Below are 18,573 nucleotides of genomic sequence, written 5' to 3' on the forward strand. Positions count from 1 at the left end.
GCGGAAACCGCTGGGCGCCACACTGTTTCGACTACCTCAACAGGCGGGCGAGGTGCCGCCCTGAATTGCCATCAGCGCGCAGTAGGTGGCTGCGGCCACCTTCCACTGGCCGCCCTGACGCACTGCCTGACCGGTCTGGTCGGGCAGTACCGGCGTGCCGTTCATGAGCAGCGAATAGGTGACGTCGGCGTTGTCCGCGTCGATCAGCTTCACCCCACCCACGGTGACCGAGGTGCTCTGGGCCTGCGGGTTGGCCGCTTGCGCCTGCAGCAACGGGGTGAACTCGGCGCCCTTCTCGACCACCGCGACCTTCTTGTCGGCCCCCGCCTTGCCGTCGAAGAACAGCACATAGGCATCGGTGATGGACTTGACCGCCGCCGGGTCGGCCGCCGCGGCCTTGGCCGAGGAGGTGGCCGCCGACGTGGTCGACGAACTACTCGAAGCCTCGTCGTCGGAGCCGCAGCCGGTGACCGTGACGAGGGCGATCGCCACGAGACCACAACAGGCCATGGCCTTGCGGCGCAGTGTATTTCGCATTGGTGGTACCTCTCTTCATGAGCGACGAATCACTCGATCTTCTGTTTCATCTCGTCCAGCGCCATCAGGATCGGAAAGCCGTTCACGCTCAACGCGTTCCCGTGACCGGTCGAGTGCACGTCGAAGACGGACTGAATGGCGGCGTAGAAGCCCTGGACGTCGAGTGTCTGGTTGACCGCGCGTTTGGCCTGCCGCAAACCGAACGACGGCATGGCGGCGATCCGGGTGGCCAGCGCACGGGTCTGCTCGTCGAGCTCCGCGCGCGGCACCACCTTGTTCACCATGCCGACCTGCTCGGCCTCGGTCGCGGTCACCGCGCGACCGGTGAACAGGATCTCCTTGGCCTTGCGCGCGCCGAGTTCCCAGGTGTGCCCGTGGTATTCGACGCCGCCGATGCCCATCAGCACCACCGGATCGGAGAACAGCGCGTCATCGGCGGCCACGATCAGATCGCACGGCCAGCACAGCAGCAGTCCCCCGGCGATGCACCGCCCCTGAACCGCGGCGATGGACGGCTTGGGCACATTGCGCCAGCGCAGCGAGTACTCGAGGTAGCGGCGGCTCTCGTTCTGGTAGATCCATTCGAGGGTGATGTCCTGCGGCGACGGCCAGCGATCCTTCAGGTCGTGACCGGCCGAGAAGTGCTTGCCCTCGCCGCGCAACACGATCACCGCGACCTCGGGGTCCTGGGCCGCGCGGGTCCACGCGCCGTCGAGTTCGTCGAGCAGGTCCGAGTTCTGGGCGTTGGCCGCCTCGGGCCGATCCAGGGTGATGGTCGCGATCTTGTCGGCGACCTCGTAGCGGATGTACACAGCGAGCTCCTCAGCTCCGAGGGAGACCGAGCACACGCTCGGCGATGATGTTGCGTTGGATTTCGGACGTGCCGCCCGCGATGGTCCCCGCGAAGCTGCGCGCGTAGCGCTCGAACCAACTGCACGAGAAGTTGTCCAGATTCAGCGGATTGAACGGCGCGGTGACGGCCGGGTGCACCAGCCCGTCCGCGCCCGCCGCGAGCAGCGTCTGCTCCGCGGCGCTCTGCACCGCCTCCGAACCGAAGACCTTGAGCACCGACAGCGCGGCCACATCCTGATCGCCGCGGGCCGCGCGGGCCAACGCCGCCGAGCCGAGCAGGCGCAAGGCCTGGTTGTCCATGACCATGGTCGCGTAGGCATCACGCTCGAGCACGGTCTCGGGGCGGAAGTCCTCGATCAGTTCCCGCAGGCGGTCGGCGAAACTCAGCCACAGCAGCGTGCGCTCGTGCCCGAGGGAACCGTTGGCCACGCTCCACCCGCCGTGCAGCGGACCGACCAGGTTCTGCGCCGGCACCACGACGTCCTCGAAGAACACCTCGTTGAAGTCGAGATCGTGCGGACCGCAGATCGACGCGAACGGGCGTCGGGTCACGCCCGGGGTGTCGGTCGGGATCAGCAGCACGCTGATCCCCTTGTGCTTGGGGACGTCGGGGTCGGTGCGGACGAAGGTCAGCAGCACGTCGGCGTCGTGGGCCCCGGAGGTCCAGACCTTCTGGCCGTTGACGACGAAGTGGTCACCGTCGAGCACCGCGCGGGTCCGCAGTCCGGCCAGATCGGACCCGGCGCCCGGTTCGCTCATGCCCAGCGCCGCGGTGATCTCGGCGCGCAGGATCCGCACCGCCCAGTTCTGCTTCTGTTCCTCGGTACCGAACGACAGCAGCGAGGCGGCGATGATGCCGAGCCCCTGGGGGTTGAAGCTGTGATACATGTGCCGCTTGGACAGCTCCTCGAGGTGCACGTACTGCTGCACGAGCGTCGCGTTGCGGCCGCCGTATTCCGGGGCGTTGCCGGGAAGCAGCCAGCCGCTGTCGAACTGGAGGCGTTGCCATTCGCGAGCCCAGCCGGGAATGTCGGCGCTCGACGCCGCCCGGTCCGCGCCGGCGACCGCCGCGTCGGGCAGGTTCTCGTCCAGGAACGCCACGAATTCGGCCCGGAAGGCCTCGACGTCGGCGTCAAAAGTCAGTTGCACGGTACTCCTCGGCGATCAGCGCCCGATGCGTGTGCGCGCCGCCGAGCAGCAGCTCGCCGGCCTTGGCCCGCTTCAGCGCGAATTGCAGGTCGTTTTCCCAGGTGAAACCCATGCCGCCGAACAACTGCACGCCGTGGCGGAACACCAGGGACTGGCACTCGCCGGACGCGGCCTTCGCCATCGAGGCGGCGATCCGGCGGCGTGGATCATCGGTGGCGATCGTCAGCGCCGCGAAATAGGCCAGCGCCCTGGCCCGTTCGATCGCGATCTGCATGTCGGCGGCCTTGTGTTTGACCGCCTGGAAGGAACCGAGCGCGACGCCGAACTGCTGACGCGTGCGCACGTGCTCGAGCACCAGGTCCAGAATCCGCTGACACGCACCGACCGTGGTCAACGCCAGCCCGGTCAGCGCGAGGTAGCGCGCGCGTTCGGGCACCGAGGCGACGCGCCGGTCGTCGCGCACGCGCACCCCGACGAAGCTCACCTCGGCGAGGTGCAGGACCGGGTCGAAAACCGCTGTGCGCCGGGCGATCACCTCGGCCGCCTCGACGACGAACACCCCGGCATCGGTGACGACCGCGTAGTGCTGCGCGCGATCACCGTCGAGGACATGGTGCGCGGTGCCGTCGAGCACCCAGTCCGCACCGTCGCGCCGCACCGTGACGCCGGTGAACACGGCCGTTCCCGAGCGCCCACCCTGCGCGAACTCCGGTGCGAGCGGAGCGAACTGGCTCATCGTCGCCAGGTACGGCGTGGGATCGGTCGCCCGGCCCAGCTCCTCGAGCACGATGGCCAGTTCCACCGCGTCGCCCGCGTCGACCAATTCGGTCCAGCCCAGCTCGACGTAGGTCTGCCACAGCGGGTCCGGATCGGCGTTCTGGTCGGCGACCGCGCGAATCAGCGTGGGCGGACATTCCTTGGTGAGGACGGCGCGCACAGTTTCCTGCCACAGCCGTTGATCGGAGTCGAACTCCACGAGCATCCGGAGGGCCTCCTTGCCAGCAACCGTCAGTATCGATACGGAGAATAACATTCTCGTCAGAAGAAAGTAATAGTCTCCAAGATCGCGGACACGCGGGCCTGGTAGCCCTTGGATATGACGTTCTCCGGTACAGTGCATGCATGTTCTGCACACCTGACCGAGGATGGAGGCAACCGTGACCAGCGTCAGCGAAGAGCCCGCGTGGAAACAGCGGGCCGTCGAGCGGTCCATCCGCGGGGCGAAACTGCGCGCCGAGCAGCGGGTGCAAAAATTCCTCGACGCGGCGCAGGCGATCATCACCGAGAAGGGCACCACCGACTTCACCGTGCAGGAAGTCGTCGACCGCTCCCGCCAGTCGCTGCGCAGCTTCTACCTGCAGTTCGACGGCAAACATGAGCTGTTGCTCGCCCTGTTCGAGGACGCGCTGAGCCGGACCGCGGATCAGCTGGCGGCGGCTGCCGAGGGCAAGACCGAGCCGCTGGATCGGCTGCGGGTGACCGTGGAGCTGCTGTTCGAATTATGCAGGCCCGACCCGGTCGCCCAACGGCCCCTGTTCACCGATTTCGCGCCGCAGCTACTGGTCTCGCACCCCGCTCAGGTCAAGGTCGCGCACGCGCCCCTGCTGTCGCTGTTCACCGACCTGATGGAACAGGCCAAGAAGGCGGGTGCGCTGCGCGCCGACCTCAACCCGCACCGCATGGCCGCCGTCGTGATGCAGACAGTCATGTTCACCGCCCAGTCGGCGGGCGGCGCCGACGAGGACAGCGCACACCCGATCACCGCGGGCGAGGTCTGGGACTTCTGCGCGTTCGGGTTCGCCGAATCCTGAACGACCGGGTGGCCGCGGAGGCCACCCGGTATCACCTCAGGGCGCGGCCACCTCGATGACCGTCGCCGAGCCCATGCCACCACCGGCGCACAGCGCCGCGATGCCGAAACCGCCACCACGGCGCCGCAATTCGTGCACCAGGGTGGCGATCATCCTGGCCCCGGTCGCCGCGACCGGATGCCCCAGCGAGCACCCGCTGCCACTGACATTGACCAGTTCCGGGTCGATGTCGAGCGCCTTGATCGCGGCCAGCGGCACCACCGCGAACGCTTCGTTGATCTCGATCAGACTCACCTGCGACAGCGAGATCCCCGCCCGCGACACCGCTTTCGCGATCGCCTCGATGGGCGCGAGGCCGGTGACGGCGGGGTCGACCGCGACCGACGCCCACGACCGGATGACACCGAGCGCGGGCAGACCGAGCCGATCGCTGGCGATGGCCAGGGCCGCGGCCCCGTCGTTGGCGCCCGCGGCGTTGCCCGCCGTGATGCTGAAACCCTCGATCTCGGGGTGCAGCACCTTCAACCCGGCCAGCTTCTCGATGGTGGTGTCGCGGCGCGGGTGCTCGTCGACCTCGAACAGGCCGTGCGGGGTCTTGATCGGCACGATCTCGTCGGCGAAACGCCCCTCGTCGATGGCGGCGATGGCGTTGCGATGCGAACGCAACGCCCAGGCGTCCATCTCCGCACGCGAGATACCGGCTTTGACCGCCGCGTTCCAGCCGACGGTGATGGACATGTCCAGATTCGGCGCATCCGGACGATCGGGATGCGTCGGGGAGGTCCACGGGTCGAGCCACTCGTCCTCGCCGACCCGGAAACGCAGGCGCGGCGCGGTGGAGTCGGCGTTCACGCCACCGGCGATGATGAGCCGGTCCATGCCCGCGCGGATGCTCGCCGCGGCGGACTGCACCGCCGCCATCCCCGCCGCGCAGTGCCGGTTGGTGGCGAGGCCGGGCACCGTGGTGAGCCCCGAGGTGACCGCGGCGTGCCTGGCCAGCACGCCGCCGCCGTAACGCCCCTCACCCAGGATGACATCGTCGATCTGATTCGGATCGAGGTCGGCCGCCACCGCGGCGACCACATGATCGGCCAGCGTGAAGCCGTCGGTGTCGCGCAGCGTCCCCTTGCGCGCGGTCCCGATGGGCGTACGCAGCGCGGAGACGATGACTGCTTCAGGCATGGGTGCCCTCCATTTCGGCGACAAGGGTGCGTCGCAATAGTTTTCCGGTGTCGGTCTTGGGCAGCTCGGTACGGAACACGACGGCGTCGGGCGTCTTCGACGAGCGCAGCCGGTCCTTGACCCACTGCTTGACTTGCGCTTCGTCACCGACCCCGACGACCACCGCGACCAGGCGCTGACCCCATTCCGCATCGGGAACGCCGATCACCGCGGCCTCGGTGATGCCGGGGCATTCGAGTAGCACGTCCTCGATCTCGGCCGGTGCGATGTTCTCCCCGCCTCGGATGATGGTGTCGTCGGCGCGGCCGTCGATGAACAGGTAGCCGGCGGCGTCGAGCCTGCCGAGATCACCGGTGGGGAACCAACCCTCGGCGTCGAGGGCGCTGCGGCCGCCGTATTCGCCCGAGATCTGATCACCACGGACAAAGACCGATCCGGTCTCGCCGTCCGCGACGGGTTCGCCCGCGGCACTGCGGATCTCGAACTCGATGCCGGGCAGCGCGCGGCCCACCGAGCCGAGACGATCGCGCACGAGCTCATCGGCGGAGGCGGCGGCGGCCCGGTGATCATCCGGTCCGAGAACCGCGACCGAGGACGCGGTCTCGGTGAGGCCGTAGGCGTTGACGAAACCGGTCTCGGGGAACACCCGCAGTGCGCGATCGAGCACCGGGCGCGGCATGCGCGAGCCGCCGTAGGCCAGCGTCGCCAAGGTCGGGGTGCTCGCGTCGGGTCCGTCGACCGCGGCGACGATGCGCGCCAGCATGGTCGGCACCAGCATCGCCTGGGTGATCCGCTCTCGGCGTACCGTCGCCAGCCACTCGGCGGGGTCGAACGCGGGCAGGTAGACCACCCGGCGGCCGGCGTAGAGATTCGAGAGCAGATTCGTCAGCCCCGCGATGTGATACGGCGGCACCGACACCAATGTCGCGTCGGTGGTCGCGGCGGCACCGAACTCCACGGTGTTGAGCAGGTAGGCCATCAGGTGCCGGTGGCGCAGCAGCGCGGCTTTGGGCGCGGAGGTGGTGCCGCTGGTGTAGAGGATCACCGCCACCGAGTCCGCGTCCCATGGCGTCGCCACCTCGGGCGCGTCGGGCTGGGCGGGGTCGACCGCCACCAGGGCGTCGAGGTCCTCCGGTCGTAGGACCAGCGCGCCGGGGTGGCGTTCGAGCAGCGCGCTCAGCTGGGCGTCGCCGAGCCGGTAGTTCAGCGGCACGAACGGCACACCGGCCAGCACGGCGCCGAACAGGGCGATCGGATAGGCCAGGTGGTTGGCGCCCAGATACAGCACCGCGGAGTGCTCCTGTAAGCGCGGGGTCGCACGTCGGGCGCGGTCGAGCAGGTCTGCCGCGGTCAGCGAGCGGTCGCCGACCGTAATCACCGATCGGCTCCCGGCCGAGGCGGCCATGTCTAGGATCATGCCAATGTTCATGAGAACATTATTCTCACAGCAAGAGAGTGTTAATTTCAAGAGAGGAAAACAACATGGATATAAGTGGTAGTTCCGCCATCGTGGTCGGCGGTACCGGCGGGCTCGGGGAGGCCACCGTCCGCCGCTTGCACGCCGCGGGGGCGAAGGTGGTCGTCGCCGATGTCGCCGACGACAAGGGCAAGGAACTGGCGGCCGAGCTCGGTATCCGCTACGTGCACACCGACGCCACCAGCGAGGAGTCCGTTCAGGCCGCCATCGACGAGGCGCAAACCCTGGGCCCGCTGCGGATTTCGGTCGATACGCACGGCGGCCCCGCCAGCGGCGGACGACTGGTCGGTAAAGACGGCAGCCCGCTCGCGCTCGACGGCTTCCGCACCACGATCGAGTTCTACCTGACCGCTGTGTTCAATGTCCTGCGGCTCTCGGCCGCCGCGATCGCCAAGCAGGAACCGCTCGACGAAGGCAGTCGCGGCGTCATCGTCAACACCGCCTCGATCGCGGCCTACGAGGGCCAGATCGGCCAGCTCCCCTACGCCGCGGCCAAAGGCGGCGTGGTCGGCATGACCCTGGTCGCGGCCCGCGACCTGTCCCCGCTCGGCATCCGGGTCGTCACGATCGCACCCGGTACGTTCAACACCCCCGCCTACGGCAAGGCCGCCGATCGCTTGGAGGCCCACTGGAGCACGCAGGTTCCCCACCCGAAGCGGATGGGGCAGTCGCCGGAGTACGCGCAGCTGGCGCAGTCCATCATCGAGAACGACTACCTCAACGGCGAGGTGATCCGCCTCGACGGCGCACTGCGCTTCCCGCCGAAATGACCACGGTCGGCACGAATTGACGCTCGCGACGGTCGATGCGACGACCACCGAGGGTATCCGAACCGGGCCGAGGCAAGCGCATTCCCCTCGCCCGGATTCGGCCCACGGGCACGAGCCGAAGTTCCCGGTGCACCCACCGAATCGGTCGTGGCGGCAGCCGAATGTCTCAGCGGCCCAGCCAGATCGGGGTTCGCTTCTCCGCGAACGCGCGCGGACCCTCCTGCGCGTCGGCACTGTCGTAGCACTCGACGGCGGCCGCTCTGGCGGCCCCCAGCGCGTCGGAACGGCCCATCTCGGTGGCGAGCATCACCGTATCCCGCGCCGCCCGCACCGACAGCGGTGCGCCGCGCAGGATCTCGGCAGCCAGCTCCAGCGCCGCCGTCAGGACCGCGCCCGGCTCGGCGAGGCGATTGACCAGGCCCACCTCGTAGGCCCGGCGCGCGGTGATCGGCGCGCCGGTGAGCAGCAGTTCCATCATGATCCGCTGGGGGATCATATGAATCAGCGGCGCGGCCCACGGCGAGCTGCGCCCCACCTTCACCTCGGTGATCGCGAACGTCGCCGCCGTGCTCGCCACACACAGGTCGCAGGCCTGCGCGATCATCCACCCGCCGGCGAACGCGGCGCCGTTGACCGCGGCGATCGTGGGCTTAGACAGCTCGATGGTGTCGTAGGGCAGCGGGAACATCTCGGGCGGGGGCACCCGCATCCCGGTGTCCACCATCTCCTTGAGGTCGCCGCCCGCGCAGAACGCCTTGTCACCCGCGCCCGTGAGCACGGCCACGCGCAGCGCGGGATCGTGCTCGAACCGGTCCCACGCGGCGTACAGACCCGCGCGCACATCGGCGGCCAGACAGTTGCGGGTTTCCGGCCGGTTCAGGGTGATCACGGCGATGCCGTCGGCCCTGGCGTCGAAGAGCACGGCGTCGTTCATCAGAAACCTCGCTGCTGGATCAGGTGGGCGGCTCGGTCGAGCTCGGCCCGGAAGTCGGGATGGGCGATGGCGATCAGTCGGCGCGTGCGCTCGGCGACCGATGCGCCCGCGAGTTCGGCGGCGCCGAACTCGGTGACGATCACATCCACGTCGCTGCGCGCGGTCGTCACCGGCCCGGACAGACTTGCGGTGATCCGGCTGAGGGTGCCGCCTTTCGCGGTGGCGGGCAACGCGATCACGGCGTGCCCGCCCGGTGAGCGCAGGCCGCCACGAACGAAGTCGACTTGACCGCCGGTCCCGCCGAGATAGGCCGAACCGCTCTGTTCGGCGTTCACCTGGCCGGTCAGATCGACCTCGAGCGCGGAATTGAGCGACACCAGATTGTCCAGGGTCGACAGCACGCCCGCGTCGTGGGTGTAGGAGGTGGCGCGCATGCCGATCAGCGTGTTGCGATGGGCGAAGGAGTAGAGCCGTTCGGTGCCGATCAGCGCCCCGGTGATCGACACCCCTCGATCGATCCCTTTGCGCGCGTTGGTGATCGCGCCGGACTCGATGAGATCGACGACGCCGTCGCCGATCATCCCGGAGTGCACACCGAGATCGGTGCGATCGCCCAGCAGCCGCAGGACCGCGTCCGGCACCGCGCCGACGCCGACCTGCAGCACGGCGCCGTCGCCGATGTACTGCGCGGCGTGTCGGGCGATGGCGTCGTCGGTCGGGTCGGCGGCGGTCGGCGCGACGGCGACCGGTGGCCGCGAAACCGTGACAGCACAGTCGATGTCGGCGCTCGCGAGCAGCGCGCCGTGGGTGTAGGGCACCCGCTCGTTCACCTCGGCGATCACGACGCGCGCCTTCGTGACAGCGGCCCGGACGTAGTCGCTGATCAGCCCGAGGCTGTGGTTGCCGTGCGCGTCGGCGGGGCTCACCTGGACGAAGGCGACGTCGCAGCCGAGCGTGCCCGCCGCGATCATCGGCGCGACCCGGCTCACGTGGCACGGGATCACGGTCAGCTTGTGCGCCTTGGTCATCGACCGCAGCGTGCCGATCGCGCCCATGCTCGACAGCGCGAAACTGTCGGCCGTCTCGGGGGTGAACAGTCCGGAGAAGCTGGTGGCGATGAACGCGCTGAGCCCGCCGATCTCGCGACCATTCGCGATCAACGCCTCGACCAGGGTGGTCGGCTCGCCGCACGCCTGACCGATGACGATGCGGTCGCCGTGGCGCAGGTAGCGACCCAGATCCAGCTCTGTCGCCGCGACCGAGACGCTCACGCGCGGCCACCCGACGCCAGCAGCGCCTGCGCGCGGGCCAGGTGCGGACGATCGAGCATGGCGCCGCGATGACCGAGCGCGCCGACGCCGGGATGGGCGGCGAACAGGTCGACGATCTCCTGGGCCGCGGCCAATTCCGCGAGCGTCGGGGTGAACGCCGCGTTGATGACCTCGACCTGGTCGGGATGGATGGCGAGCATGCCGCTGTAGCCGTCGCGACGCACCCGCTCGGCTCTGGCGCGCAGCCGGGCCAGGTCGCGGAAGTCGCCCTGGATGGTCTCCACCGCCGCCACCCCGGCGGCGGTGGCGCCGAGCAGACACAGGCTGCGCGCCAGCTCGTAGGTGAATCCGTAACTCCCGTCCGGATTTCGGTTCTCGGCGGCGCCCACCGAATCGGCGAGGTCCTCGGCGCCCCAGGTCATCGCGACCACCCGGGGCGCGCCGCGGTAGGAGCCGGTGGTGAACATGGCTTCGGCGGTCTCGGTCACCAACACGATGACCTTGGTGGAGCCCTGTTCGATCCCGGCGGCTACCTCCAGCGCGCTCAGATAGTGGTCGAGACGTTCGACATCGGCGCGACCGCGCGACTTGGGCAGCATGATGCCGCCGGGCCGAGCCGCGACGACGGCCGCCAGATCGGCCAGGGTGTGTGGTCCGTCGAGCGGGTTGACCCGTACCCACAGCCGGCTCGCGTCCGCGGGCCGCGTGGTGAGCAGATCGGCGATCATCGTGCGGGACTGCGCTTTCGCCGCGTCGAGGACGGCGTCCTCCAGATCGAAGATGACGATGTCGGCCGCGCTGGCCGCCGCCTTCTCCATCTTGCGCCTGCTGTCGCCTGGCGCGAAGAGCCAGGAACGCGCGCGAAAGGCTTCTCCGAGACTGGTCATTGCTGCTCCGATGCTGCGGTGGTGTGATGGGTCGTTATCTCGTCGAGTACTTCCGTGGTGTGGGCACCGAGTCCGGGCGCGCCACCGGCGACCCGACCGGGTGTGCGGGAGAACCAGGTCGGTGGACCGGGAAAGCGGATCGCGCCGTGCTCGGTCTGGACGGTCTCGAAGAAACCCGCCGTGTTCAGGTGCGGATCGTCGAAGAGTTCGTCGAGGGTGCGCACCGGGGCGGCCGGGATATCGAGCGCGCGCAGCAGGTCGAGCCATTGCTGGGTCGTGCGCTCGGCGAACGTCTCGCTCAGCAAGCCGTAGACGGTGTCGATCCGGGCCGCGCGCTGGGCGAGAGTGGCGAATTCCGGTCCGGCCCAAGGTGGTTGGACCGCGTCGATGAACGCCGACCACTGTTTGTCGTTGTAGACCAGCGCGCTGACATAGCCGCCGTCGCTGGTCCGGTAGGGCTTGCGGTTGGGCGTGACGGCGCGGGGGTACACGGCGGGACCGAGCGGTGGGCTGAACAGCGCGCCGTTGGCGTGTTCGACCAGCATGAACGCGGCCATGGTCTCGAACATGGCGACCTCGACCTCCTGCCCCTCCCCTGTCCGCTCCCGATGGAACAGCGCCATGGTGGTGGCGTAGAGCGCTGTCAGCCCGGCCACCTTGTCGGCCAGGATGGTGCCGACGTAGCCCGCCGTTCCGGTCAACTGCTCCTGCGCGGAAAGCAGGCCGCTCTCGGCCTGGATGGTGTCGTCGTAGGCAGTGAAGTTCGCGTAGGGCCCACGCCTGCCGTACCCGTAGCAGTTGGTGTAGACGATCGACGGATTGATCGCCGACACCGCGGCGTAGTCGAAGCCGAGTCCGGCGATCGCGGTGGCGCGCATCGAGTGGACGAACACGTCGGCGTCGGCGATCAGCGCGCGCAGCGCCTGCTTGTCCGGCTCCGATCGCAGATCCAGGACCACGCTGCGTTTGCCCCGGTTCACATTGACGAACACCCCTCCCATCGCCGGGTCGGGGCCGACCGAGATGTAGCGGGTGTTGTCCCCGGCGGGCGGCTCGATCTTGATCACGTCCGCGCCCATGTCGGCCATGATCTGGGTGCAGTAGGGGCCCATGACCATCGCGGTCAGATCCAGGACACGCAGCTCGGACAGTGGTCCCGAGCGCGTCGTTGTTCGAGGTGCCATCACGGCTCGACCTCTCCTCCGTCACAGGGATCCGGCAGCCGAGAGATGTTGGCGGCCGGGCGGATTCGGCATCGGCGGAAGCCACATCCAGGAGCTCGCGCGTGCTCCGGGACAGCGGGACCGAGCCTATAGTATTAATCATTACAAGGATAGTGAGGGGAAGAAGTCGTGGACGACATCGACAACAGCGACCCATCGGGCTCGCACCCACCTCGGCACGCGACCGTCGCCGGGGTATTCGACACCGCCCTGCGCGAGCGCCCGGACGCCGCCGCGGTGGAGGCGGTGTCGGGCGTCTGGACCTATGCCGAACTCGACGAACGGGCCGACCGGGCGGCGGGGGCACTGTGGTCACTGGGCGTGCGGCCCGGCGACCGGGTCGCCGCGTGCCTGCCCAACGACCTCGACATCGTCGCCGCGTTTCACGGCGCGCAACGGATCGGCGCGATCTGGGCGGGGATCGGCGAGGCGCTCACGGCGAGTGAGCAGCGCTACCTCGACGAGCTCTGCGCTCCGATGGTCGTGCTCGCCGGGGAGCACTGCCGATTGACCGCGTCCACGTGCGTCGATTCCGATCGATGGGCGGACCTGATCGCCGCAGGGTCGGTCGCGCCGCGGGTCGAGGCCGACGTCGACGCGCCCGCCGCCATCGCCTTCACCAGCGGCACGTCGGGACAGCCCAAAGCCGTAGTGCACAGCCAGCGCAACCTGCTCCTGCCCGGCGCGGCGCTCGTCGCCACGCGCGGCTGGGGCCCCGAACTGCGCAAGGGCGACAGCTTTCCGCTCACCATTCTCAACCTCATGGTCCTGTCCACCCTGCTCACCGCCCAGGCGGGCGGATGCGCGGTGGTGATGAACCGGCGCGACGTCGACGGTGTCGCCGAATGGATCGCCACGCGACGGGTCACCGTGTGGAACGGCGCGCCCGCGCAGCTCTACGACCTCGCCCGCCGCCCCGACCTCGATCTCAGCTCGCTCACCGAGGCGTGGAGCGGCGGCGGCGACACCCCGGAATCGCTGCGACAGGCGTTCCACGCGACGCACGGGCTCGTGCCCCGCGTCACCTACGGCCTGACCGAAGCGCCGACCGTCGTCTCCATCGACCCGCCGCGCGCGGCCCCACGCCCCGGAACCTGCGGGCAGGTACTGCCGCAGTACACGGTCGCGGCCTACGACGACGACGGCCATCCGCTCCCCGCAGGTGAGCTCGGTGAATTGCGCCTCGACGGCGCCACCACCGGACCGTGGGCGCACCGGTGGCGACCGATGCTGGGTTACTGGGAACCCGAGGGCATTCGAGCACCGGCCTCCGGCCCGATCCCGACCGGTGACATCGGGACCGTCGACGCGGACGGCTGGCTGACCGTGCTCGACCGCAAGAAGCTCGTCATCATCCGTGGTGGCGCGAACGTCTATCCGCTCGAGGTGGAACGCGTCATCGCCGCCCACCCCGGTGTCGCCAAGGTCGCGGTCTGCGGCATCGCCGACGACCGGCTCGGCCATCGCGTCGCCGCCGTGCTCGAGCGCGCCGGCGCCCCGATCGACATCGCCGAACTCACCGCGCTGTGCCGCCGGGAGCTCTCGCCGTACAAGGTGCCCGAGATCTGGTCGGTGGTCGATGCCCTTCCGATCAATGCGATGGGCAAGGTCGAACGCACGAAACTGCCCGCGCTCGCCGCCCGGCGACCACACTCCACCGAAGCCTGAGGAAATCGCCATGACACCCGAGCGCGACACGACCGCACGGCTTTTCGACCTCGACGGACGGGTGGCGATCGTGACCGGCGCGTCGTCGGGTCTCGGCGCCGCGGTGGCGACGGCCCTGGCCGACCTCGGCGCCCGGGTGGCGGTGGTGGCCCGGCGCCGGGATCGATTGGCCGAACTCGCCGCGCGGATCGACGGCCTCGCCATAGCGTGCGATCTGTCCGATCTCGACGGCAGCGGCGAGGGCCTCGAAGCGATCGTGCCCGCGGTCGCCGACGCACTGGGTCCACCGGAGATCCTGATCAACGCCGCGGGCACGATGTTCACCACCGAGCGCGCCGAGGACGAACCCCTCGACGCCGTCCGCCGCACGATGGACCTCAACCTCGTCGCGCCGTTGCGGCTGTCGCAGCAGGTGTTTCCGCATATGCGCGGGCTCGGTCGCGGCGCGATCGTGAACATCTCCTCGATCAGTGGGCGGGTCGGCATCCCCGGCATCCCGCAGGCGTCCTACGCCGCGAGCAAGGCCGGGTTGTCCGGGCTCACCGCCGAACTCGCGGTGCAGTGGGCGCGGCATTCGATCCGGGTGAACACGGTCGCGCCGGGCTTCTTTCGCAGCGAGATCACCGGGTCGCTCTACGAGAGCGAGCGCGCCACGGAGTATCTGCGGCGCAATACGCCACTGCCGAAGGAGGGCACCGCGCAGGACATCGTCGGGGCCGTGCTCTGGCTGGCGGGCGACGCGGGCAGCTACGTCACCGGCCAGACGATCGTGGTCGACGGCGGCTGGACCACCCGCTGATCCATTGAACAGTCAAGCATTGCTATCCTTAATAGGATTGACGTAATGTGCTCGCCATGGACGACACGACGACGGCGAAGTTCTCCGCGGTATTGATCGAAAAAGACGATGCGGGACGAAGAGTCGCGCTGACCAGCGTGGCCGAGTCTGCACTCCCGGACGGCACCGTCGACATCGACGTCGAGTACTCGACGCTGAATTACAAGGACGCCCTGGCGATCACCGGCGCCTCCCCCGTGGTGCGCAGCTTTCCGATGGTGCCCGGCATCGACCTCGCCGGCATCGTCACCGACAGCGCGCACCCGGACTGGGCCAAGGGCGACCGCGTGGTACTCAACGGCTGGGGTGTCGGGGAGACCCACTGGGGTGGCCTCGCCCAGCGCGCCCGGCTCGACGGCGACTGGCTCGTGCCGCTACCCGAGGCATTCACCGCCCGGCAGGCGATGGCCATCGGCACCGCGGGCTACACCGCGAGCCTGTGCGTGAGCGCGCTGCTCGACCACGGCGTGCGGCCCGAGCAGGGCGAGGTCCTGGTCACCGGCGCGACCGGCGGAGTCGGCGGCATCGCGATCGCCCTACTCACCGCGGCCGACTTCACCGTGGCCGCCGCGACCGGAAAGACCGACGAGGCCGACTACCTGCACAACCTCGGTGCGGCCACGGTGCTCGACCGCGCCGAACTGGGTGCGGGCGGCAAGCCGTTGCAGAAGGAACGCTGGGCGGGCGTCGTCGACTCGGTCGGCAGTCACACCCTGGCCAATGCCTGCGCCCAGACCCGCTACGGCGGCGCGGTCGCCGCGTGCGGGTTGGCCCAGGGCATGGATTTCCCGTCCTCGGTCGCGCCGTTCATTCTGCGCGGGGTGACCCTCTACGGCATCGACAGCGTCATGGCGCCACGATCGCGACGCGACGCCGCCTGGACCCGGCTCGCCCGCGACCTCGCCGCCGACACCATCGAGGCGATCGTCGAGGAGATCACGCTGGCCGACACCATCGCCGCCGCCGAACGGCTCATCGCGGGCACGGTGCGCGGTCGCATCGTCGTCGACGTCAATCGATAATTCAGGAGCAGCTGTGAGCACGAAGCCGGACCGACCCGCGACCGCCCAACTCGATCTGTCCGATGTCGACCATCGGGTCGGTCAGCCGATCGGCGGCGGCCAACTGTGGGACCCGTGCAGTACCTCCGACATTCGCCGCTGGGTGATGGCGATGGACTACCCCAATCCCGTGCACTGGGATCACGAGTTCGCCAAGGAATCCCGCTTCGGCGGACTCGTCGCCCCCCAGTCGATCGCCGTGGCCTTGGACTACGGGCACGGCGCGGCGCCCGCCTGCGTCGGCCACATTCCCGGCAGCCACCTGATCTTCGGCGGCGAGGAATGGTGGTTCTACGGCTGCCCGGTGCGGCCCGGCGACACCCTGTTCCAGCAGCGCCGCTTCCACGACTACAAGGTCGCCGACACGAAATTCGCCGGACCGACCATGTTCTCGCGCGGCGACACCACCCACACCAACCAGCACGGCGTCCTGGTGGCGCGCGAACGGTCCACCGCGATCCGCTATCTCGCCGCCGAGGCCGCCGAACGCGGGCTCTACGAGAACCAGTTCAGCGCGGTGAAGAGCTGGACCCCGGCCGAACTCAGCGCGGTCGACGCACTGCGCAACGACTGGCTGCTGTCCAACCGCCACGGAATCTCGCCCCACTTCGACGAGGTGAAGGTCGGCGACACCCTGCCGCGCCGCGTGATCGGACCGCACACGGTCGCCAGCTTCACCACCGAGTACCGGGCGTTCCTGTTCAACGTCTGGGGCACCTTCGGCTGGGTCGCTCCGCCGGGCATCGCCGACCCGTGGGTGTATCAGGACCCGGGCTGGGTGGAGGGTTTCGCCTTCGACGAGGAGGGCGCCAAGATCGACCCGCGCAAGCGGGACGGACTGTACGTCGGCCCGTCGCGCGGTCACATCGACGCGGACAAGGCCAGCGAGGTCGGGATGGCGCGCGCCTACGGCTACGGCGCCACCATGGGTGCCTGGTGCACCGACTACCTCGCCTACTGGGCCGGTTACGACGGCATGGTCCGCCATTCCAAGGCGAATTTCCGGCTGCCCGCTTTCGAGGGTGATGTGACCTACTTCGACGCCGAGGTGATCGGCAAGGACGCGGAGTCGGCCTGGGGCGTGCCGATCGTGCAGATCAAGCTGCGCCTGACCAATCAGGACTTCGGTGTGCTGGTGGACTGCACCGCCGAGGTCGAGCTGCCGTTCTAGCGGCGCCGAGACGAATCCGCGAGAGAGGCCGATGATGGGCGTGGAGTCCGAAACCGTATCCGCACAGGCTGTTTCGCTCGTGACGGGACCCGACCTGCGCAGCGAGCCCGGCCTCGGGCCGCTCACGCTGCCCGGGTTCCTGCGCACGGTGACCCAGAAGTACGGCGATCGCGAGGCCGTGATCGCCGCGTCCGCACAGGGCGAGATCCGGTGGACCTACACCGATCTGTGGGAGCGCGCCGTCGAGGTCGCCACGGCGCTGCGCGCCACCGGCCTCGGCAAGGACGGCCGGGTCGGGGTGTTGATGACCAACCGGCCCGAATGGATCGCGGCGATGTTCGGCGCCGCGCTCGCGGGCGGGGTCGCCGTGGCCCTGAGCACCTTCTCCACCCGCGCCGAACTGGAATTCCTGCTGCGCGAGTCCAGCGTCTCGGTGCTGCTGTTCGAGCGGACCGTGGCGGGCAAGGACTTCGCGGCGATCCTGGCCGAGCTCGAGCCCCGCATCGCCACGGCGGAGCCCGGCGCGCTGGACTCGACCGAATTCCCCTTCCTGCGCAGGCTCGCGATGATCGGCGAGCCGACACCGAGCACCGCGATCCAGACCTGGGCCGACTTCCTGGCGCAGGGCCACGGCACCCCCCGCGCGCTGGTCGAGGCCACCGCCGCGGCGGTGCGGCCCAGCGACGCGGCGGTGCTGTTCTTCTCCTCCGGCTCGACCAGCACGCCCAAGGGCATCCTCAGCGCGCACGCCGGGGTGACCATCCAGATGTGGCGTTTCCAGCGCATGTTCGCCTTCACCCCCGCCGACAATGTGCGGTGCTGGGCGGCCAACGGGTTCTTCTGGTCGGGCAATTTCGGTCAGGCGCTGGGATCGACGCTCGCGGCGGGCGGGGTCCTCGTGCTCCAGCCGACCTTCGACGCCGCCGAGGCGCTGGATCTGATGGCGGCGCAGCGGGTGAACTTCCCGGTCGCCTGGCCGCACCAGTGGGCCCAGCTCGAGGCCGCCCCCAACTGGGCCACCGTCGATCTGAGCAGTATGCGGTTCGTGGACTACGACACCCCGATCGCCCACCATCCCACCGTCTCGACCAGGTGGTACGAACCCGGCCACGCCTACGGCTGCACCGAAACCTTCACGATCGCCACGTGTTTCCCCGCCGACACCCCGCCCGAGGTGCACGCGGGCAGCAGCGGCCTTGCCCTGCCCGGCATGACGATCAAGATCGCCGACGCGCTCACCGGCGAGATCGTCGCGCGCGGTGCGCGCGGGGAGATCTGTGTGAAGGGCCCCACCCTGATGCTCGGCTATCTCGGGGTCCGGCGCGAGGACACCTTCGACCCCGACGGGTACTTCCACACCGGCGACGGCGGCTACCTCGACGACACGGGCCGGCTCTACTGGGAGGGCAGGCTCACCGACATCATCAAGACCGGCGGGGCGAACGTCTCACCGCTCGAGGTCGACGCGGCCCTGAACAACCATCCCGGCGTGAAGGTCACCCGCACGGTCGGCGTCGCGCATCCGACCCTCGGTGAGGTGGTCGTCGCGTGCATCGTGCCGCACGCCGGGGCCGAGCCCGCGGCCGAGGAGATCCGCGCCTTCCTCAAGGCGCAGCTCGCCAGCTACAAGGTGCCGCGCCACGTGCTGTTCTTCGACGACGCCGATATCGCGCTCACCGGCAGCGCCAAGATCAAGTCCAGCGATCTGCGCGAGCTGGCCGAAGCCCGGCTGCGGGGGTAGC

17 protein-coding genes are annotated in these 18,573 nt (G+C 69.3%); 7 read left to right on the forward strand and 10 right to left on the reverse strand.

Annotation, left to right across the window (positions count from 1 at the left end; translation table 11 throughout):
• Positions 1-36: 36 nt before the first annotated feature.
• Genes ACWFRF_RS03975 through ACWFRF_RS03990 form a run of 4 tightly spaced genes read right to left on the reverse strand, consistent with a single transcriptional unit; the run spans position 37 to position 3,520 of the window.
• Complete coding sequence (locus ACWFRF_RS03975; RefSeq protein WP_067444912.1) at positions 37-537, reverse strand: hypothetical protein; 501 nt, start codon at positions 535-537, stop codon at positions 37-39.
• Between the two features lie 29 nt (positions 538-566).
• On the reverse strand, positions 567-1,349 hold the full coding sequence (locus tag ACWFRF_RS03980) for an enoyl-CoA hydratase (RefSeq protein WP_067444910.1): 783 nt from the start codon (positions 1,347-1,349) through the stop codon (positions 567-569).
• A gap of 10 nt (positions 1,350-1,359) precedes the next feature.
• A complete protein-coding gene (locus tag ACWFRF_RS03985) occupies positions 1,360-2,538 on the reverse strand; it encodes an acyl-CoA dehydrogenase family protein (protein ID WP_452448840.1) in 1,179 nt (392 codons plus the stop codon).
• On the reverse strand, positions 2,522-3,520 hold the full coding sequence (locus tag ACWFRF_RS03990; RefSeq protein ID WP_452448841.1) for an acyl-CoA dehydrogenase family protein: 999 nt from the start codon (positions 3,518-3,520) through the stop codon (positions 2,522-2,524). The genes ACWFRF_RS03985 and ACWFRF_RS03990 overlap by 17 nt, the downstream gene beginning before the upstream one ends.
• A 175-nt stretch (positions 3,521-3,695) precedes the next feature.
• Between ACWFRF_RS03990 and ACWFRF_RS03995 the strand changes: the two genes are divergently transcribed.
• Positions 3,696-4,349: a TetR/AcrR family transcriptional regulator gene (locus tag ACWFRF_RS03995; RefSeq protein ID WP_174551036.1), complete on the forward strand. Its 654-nt coding sequence runs from the start codon at positions 3,696-3,698 to the stop codon at positions 4,347-4,349.
• 36 nt (positions 4,350-4,385) lie between these two features.
• Here ACWFRF_RS03995 and ACWFRF_RS04000 read toward each other — a convergent pair whose 3' ends face one another.
• Together ACWFRF_RS04000 and ACWFRF_RS04005 are read right to left on the reverse strand one after the other, a co-directional pair.
• The gene (locus tag ACWFRF_RS04000) at positions 4,386-5,531 is read right to left on the reverse strand and encodes a thiolase family protein (protein WP_452448842.1); all 1,146 of its coding nucleotides are present in this window, start codon (positions 5,529-5,531) and stop codon (positions 4,386-4,388) included.
• On the reverse strand, positions 5,524-6,960 hold the full coding sequence (locus ACWFRF_RS04005; protein ID WP_452448843.1) for a class I adenylate-forming enzyme family protein: 1,437 nt from the start codon (positions 6,958-6,960) through the stop codon (positions 5,524-5,526). The genes ACWFRF_RS04000 and ACWFRF_RS04005 overlap by 8 nt, the downstream gene beginning before the upstream one ends.
• A gap of 53 nt (positions 6,961-7,013) precedes the next feature.
• Here ACWFRF_RS04005 and ACWFRF_RS04010 point away from each other — a divergent pair, with 53 nt between their 5' ends.
• Entirely contained in the window at positions 7,014-7,778 is a 765-nt protein-coding gene (locus ACWFRF_RS04010) for an SDR family NAD(P)-dependent oxidoreductase (RefSeq protein WP_378990217.1), read from the forward strand.
• A gap of 166 nt (positions 7,779-7,944) precedes the next feature.
• Here the strand turns inward: ACWFRF_RS04010 and ACWFRF_RS04015 are convergent, their stop codons facing one another.
• Genes ACWFRF_RS04015 through ACWFRF_RS04030 form a run of 4 tightly spaced genes read right to left on the reverse strand, consistent with a single transcriptional unit; the run spans position 7,945 to position 12,054 of the window.
• Positions 7,945-8,712: an enoyl-CoA hydratase/isomerase family protein gene (locus tag ACWFRF_RS04015; protein ID WP_449961862.1), complete on the reverse strand. Its 768-nt coding sequence runs from the start codon at positions 8,710-8,712 to the stop codon at positions 7,945-7,947.
• Entirely contained in the window at positions 8,712-9,983 is a 1,272-nt protein-coding gene (locus ACWFRF_RS04020; RefSeq protein ID WP_452448844.1) for an acetyl-CoA hydrolase/transferase family protein, read from the reverse strand. Before ACWFRF_RS04020 ends, ACWFRF_RS04015 begins: the two co-directional genes overlap by 1 nt.
• Positions 9,980-10,870, reverse strand: coding sequence for an HpcH/HpaI aldolase/citrate lyase family protein (locus ACWFRF_RS04025; RefSeq protein ID WP_452448845.1), 891 nt, complete (start codon positions 10,868-10,870; stop codon positions 9,980-9,982). Before ACWFRF_RS04025 ends, ACWFRF_RS04020 begins: the two co-directional genes overlap by 4 nt.
• Positions 10,867-12,054: a CaiB/BaiF CoA transferase family protein gene (locus ACWFRF_RS04030; protein ID WP_452448846.1), complete on the reverse strand. Its 1,188-nt coding sequence runs from the start codon at positions 12,052-12,054 to the stop codon at positions 10,867-10,869. Before ACWFRF_RS04030 ends, ACWFRF_RS04025 begins: the two co-directional genes overlap by 4 nt.
• 168 nt (positions 12,055-12,222) lie before the next feature.
• On the opposite strand from ACWFRF_RS04030, the gene ACWFRF_RS04035 reads away from it, so the two are divergent.
• The 5 genes from ACWFRF_RS04035 to ACWFRF_RS04055 all read left to right on the forward strand — a co-directional run bounded on the left by ACWFRF_RS04035 (position 12,223) and on the right by ACWFRF_RS04055 (position 18,572).
• Positions 12,223-13,761, forward strand: coding sequence for an AMP-binding protein (locus ACWFRF_RS04035; protein ID WP_452448847.1), 1,539 nt, complete (start codon positions 12,223-12,225; stop codon positions 13,759-13,761).
• Between the two features lie 10 nt (positions 13,762-13,771).
• Positions 13,772-14,560 (forward strand): SDR family NAD(P)-dependent oxidoreductase, encoded by a 789-nt coding sequence (locus ACWFRF_RS04040; protein ID WP_452448848.1) that lies wholly within the window; start codon positions 13,772-13,774, stop codon positions 14,558-14,560.
• A gap of 56 nt (positions 14,561-14,616) precedes the next feature.
• Positions 14,617-15,621, forward strand: a complete 1,005-nt coding sequence (gene acuI / locus ACWFRF_RS04045) for an acrylyl-CoA reductase (NADPH) (RefSeq protein WP_452448849.1) — start codon at positions 14,617-14,619, stop codon at positions 15,619-15,621.
• A 13-nt stretch (positions 15,622-15,634) separates the two neighbouring features.
• Positions 15,635-16,831 (forward strand): MaoC family dehydratase, encoded by a 1,197-nt coding sequence (locus ACWFRF_RS04050; RefSeq protein ID WP_452448850.1) that lies wholly within the window; start codon positions 15,635-15,637, stop codon positions 16,829-16,831.
• Between the two features lie 79 nt (positions 16,832-16,910).
• Positions 16,911-18,572 (forward strand): class I adenylate-forming enzyme family protein, encoded by a 1,662-nt coding sequence (locus ACWFRF_RS04055; RefSeq protein WP_452448851.1) that lies wholly within the window; start codon positions 16,911-16,913, stop codon positions 18,570-18,572.
• Position 18,573 lies beyond the last annotated feature (1 nt).

The organism is Nocardia sp. NPDC055165, from assembly GCF_053606985.1.

Bases quoted from the DNA above. Each gene is read 5' to 3' on its own strand.
- ACWFRF_RS03975 (WP_067444912.1), bottom strand. From the start codon at position 537: ATGCGAAATACACTGCGCCGCAAGGCCATGGCCTGTTGTGGTCTCGTG.
- ACWFRF_RS03990 (WP_452448841.1), bottom strand. From the start codon at position 3,520: ATGCTCGTGGAGTTCGACTCCGATCAACGGCTGTGGCAGGAAACTGTG.
- ACWFRF_RS04000 (WP_452448842.1), bottom strand. From the start codon at position 5,531: ATGCCTGAAGCAGTCATCGTCTCCGCGCTGCGTACGCCCATCGGGACC.
- ACWFRF_RS04005 (WP_452448843.1), bottom strand. From the start codon at position 6,960: ATGAACATTGGCATGATCCTAGACATGGCCGCCTCGGCCGGGAGCCGA.
- ACWFRF_RS04010 (WP_378990217.1), top strand. From the start codon at position 7,014: ATGGATATAAGTGGTAGTTCCGCCATCGTGGTCGGCGGTACCGGCGGG.
- ACWFRF_RS04015 (WP_449961862.1), bottom strand. From the start codon at position 8,712: ATGAACGACGCCGTGCTCTTCGACGCCAGGGCCGACGGCATCGCCGTG.
- ACWFRF_RS04025 (WP_452448845.1), bottom strand. From the start codon at position 10,870: ATGACCAGTCTCGGAGAAGCCTTTCGCGCGCGTTCCTGGCTCTTCGCG.
- ACWFRF_RS04030 (WP_452448846.1), bottom strand. From the start codon at position 12,054: ATGGCACCTCGAACAACGACGCGCTCGGGACCACTGTCCGAGCTGCGT.
- ACWFRF_RS04040 (WP_452448848.1), top strand. From the start codon at position 13,772: ATGACACCCGAGCGCGACACGACCGCACGGCTTTTCGACCTCGACGGA.
- acuI (WP_452448849.1), top strand. From the start codon at position 14,617: ATGGACGACACGACGACGGCGAAGTTCTCCGCGGTATTGATCGAAAAA.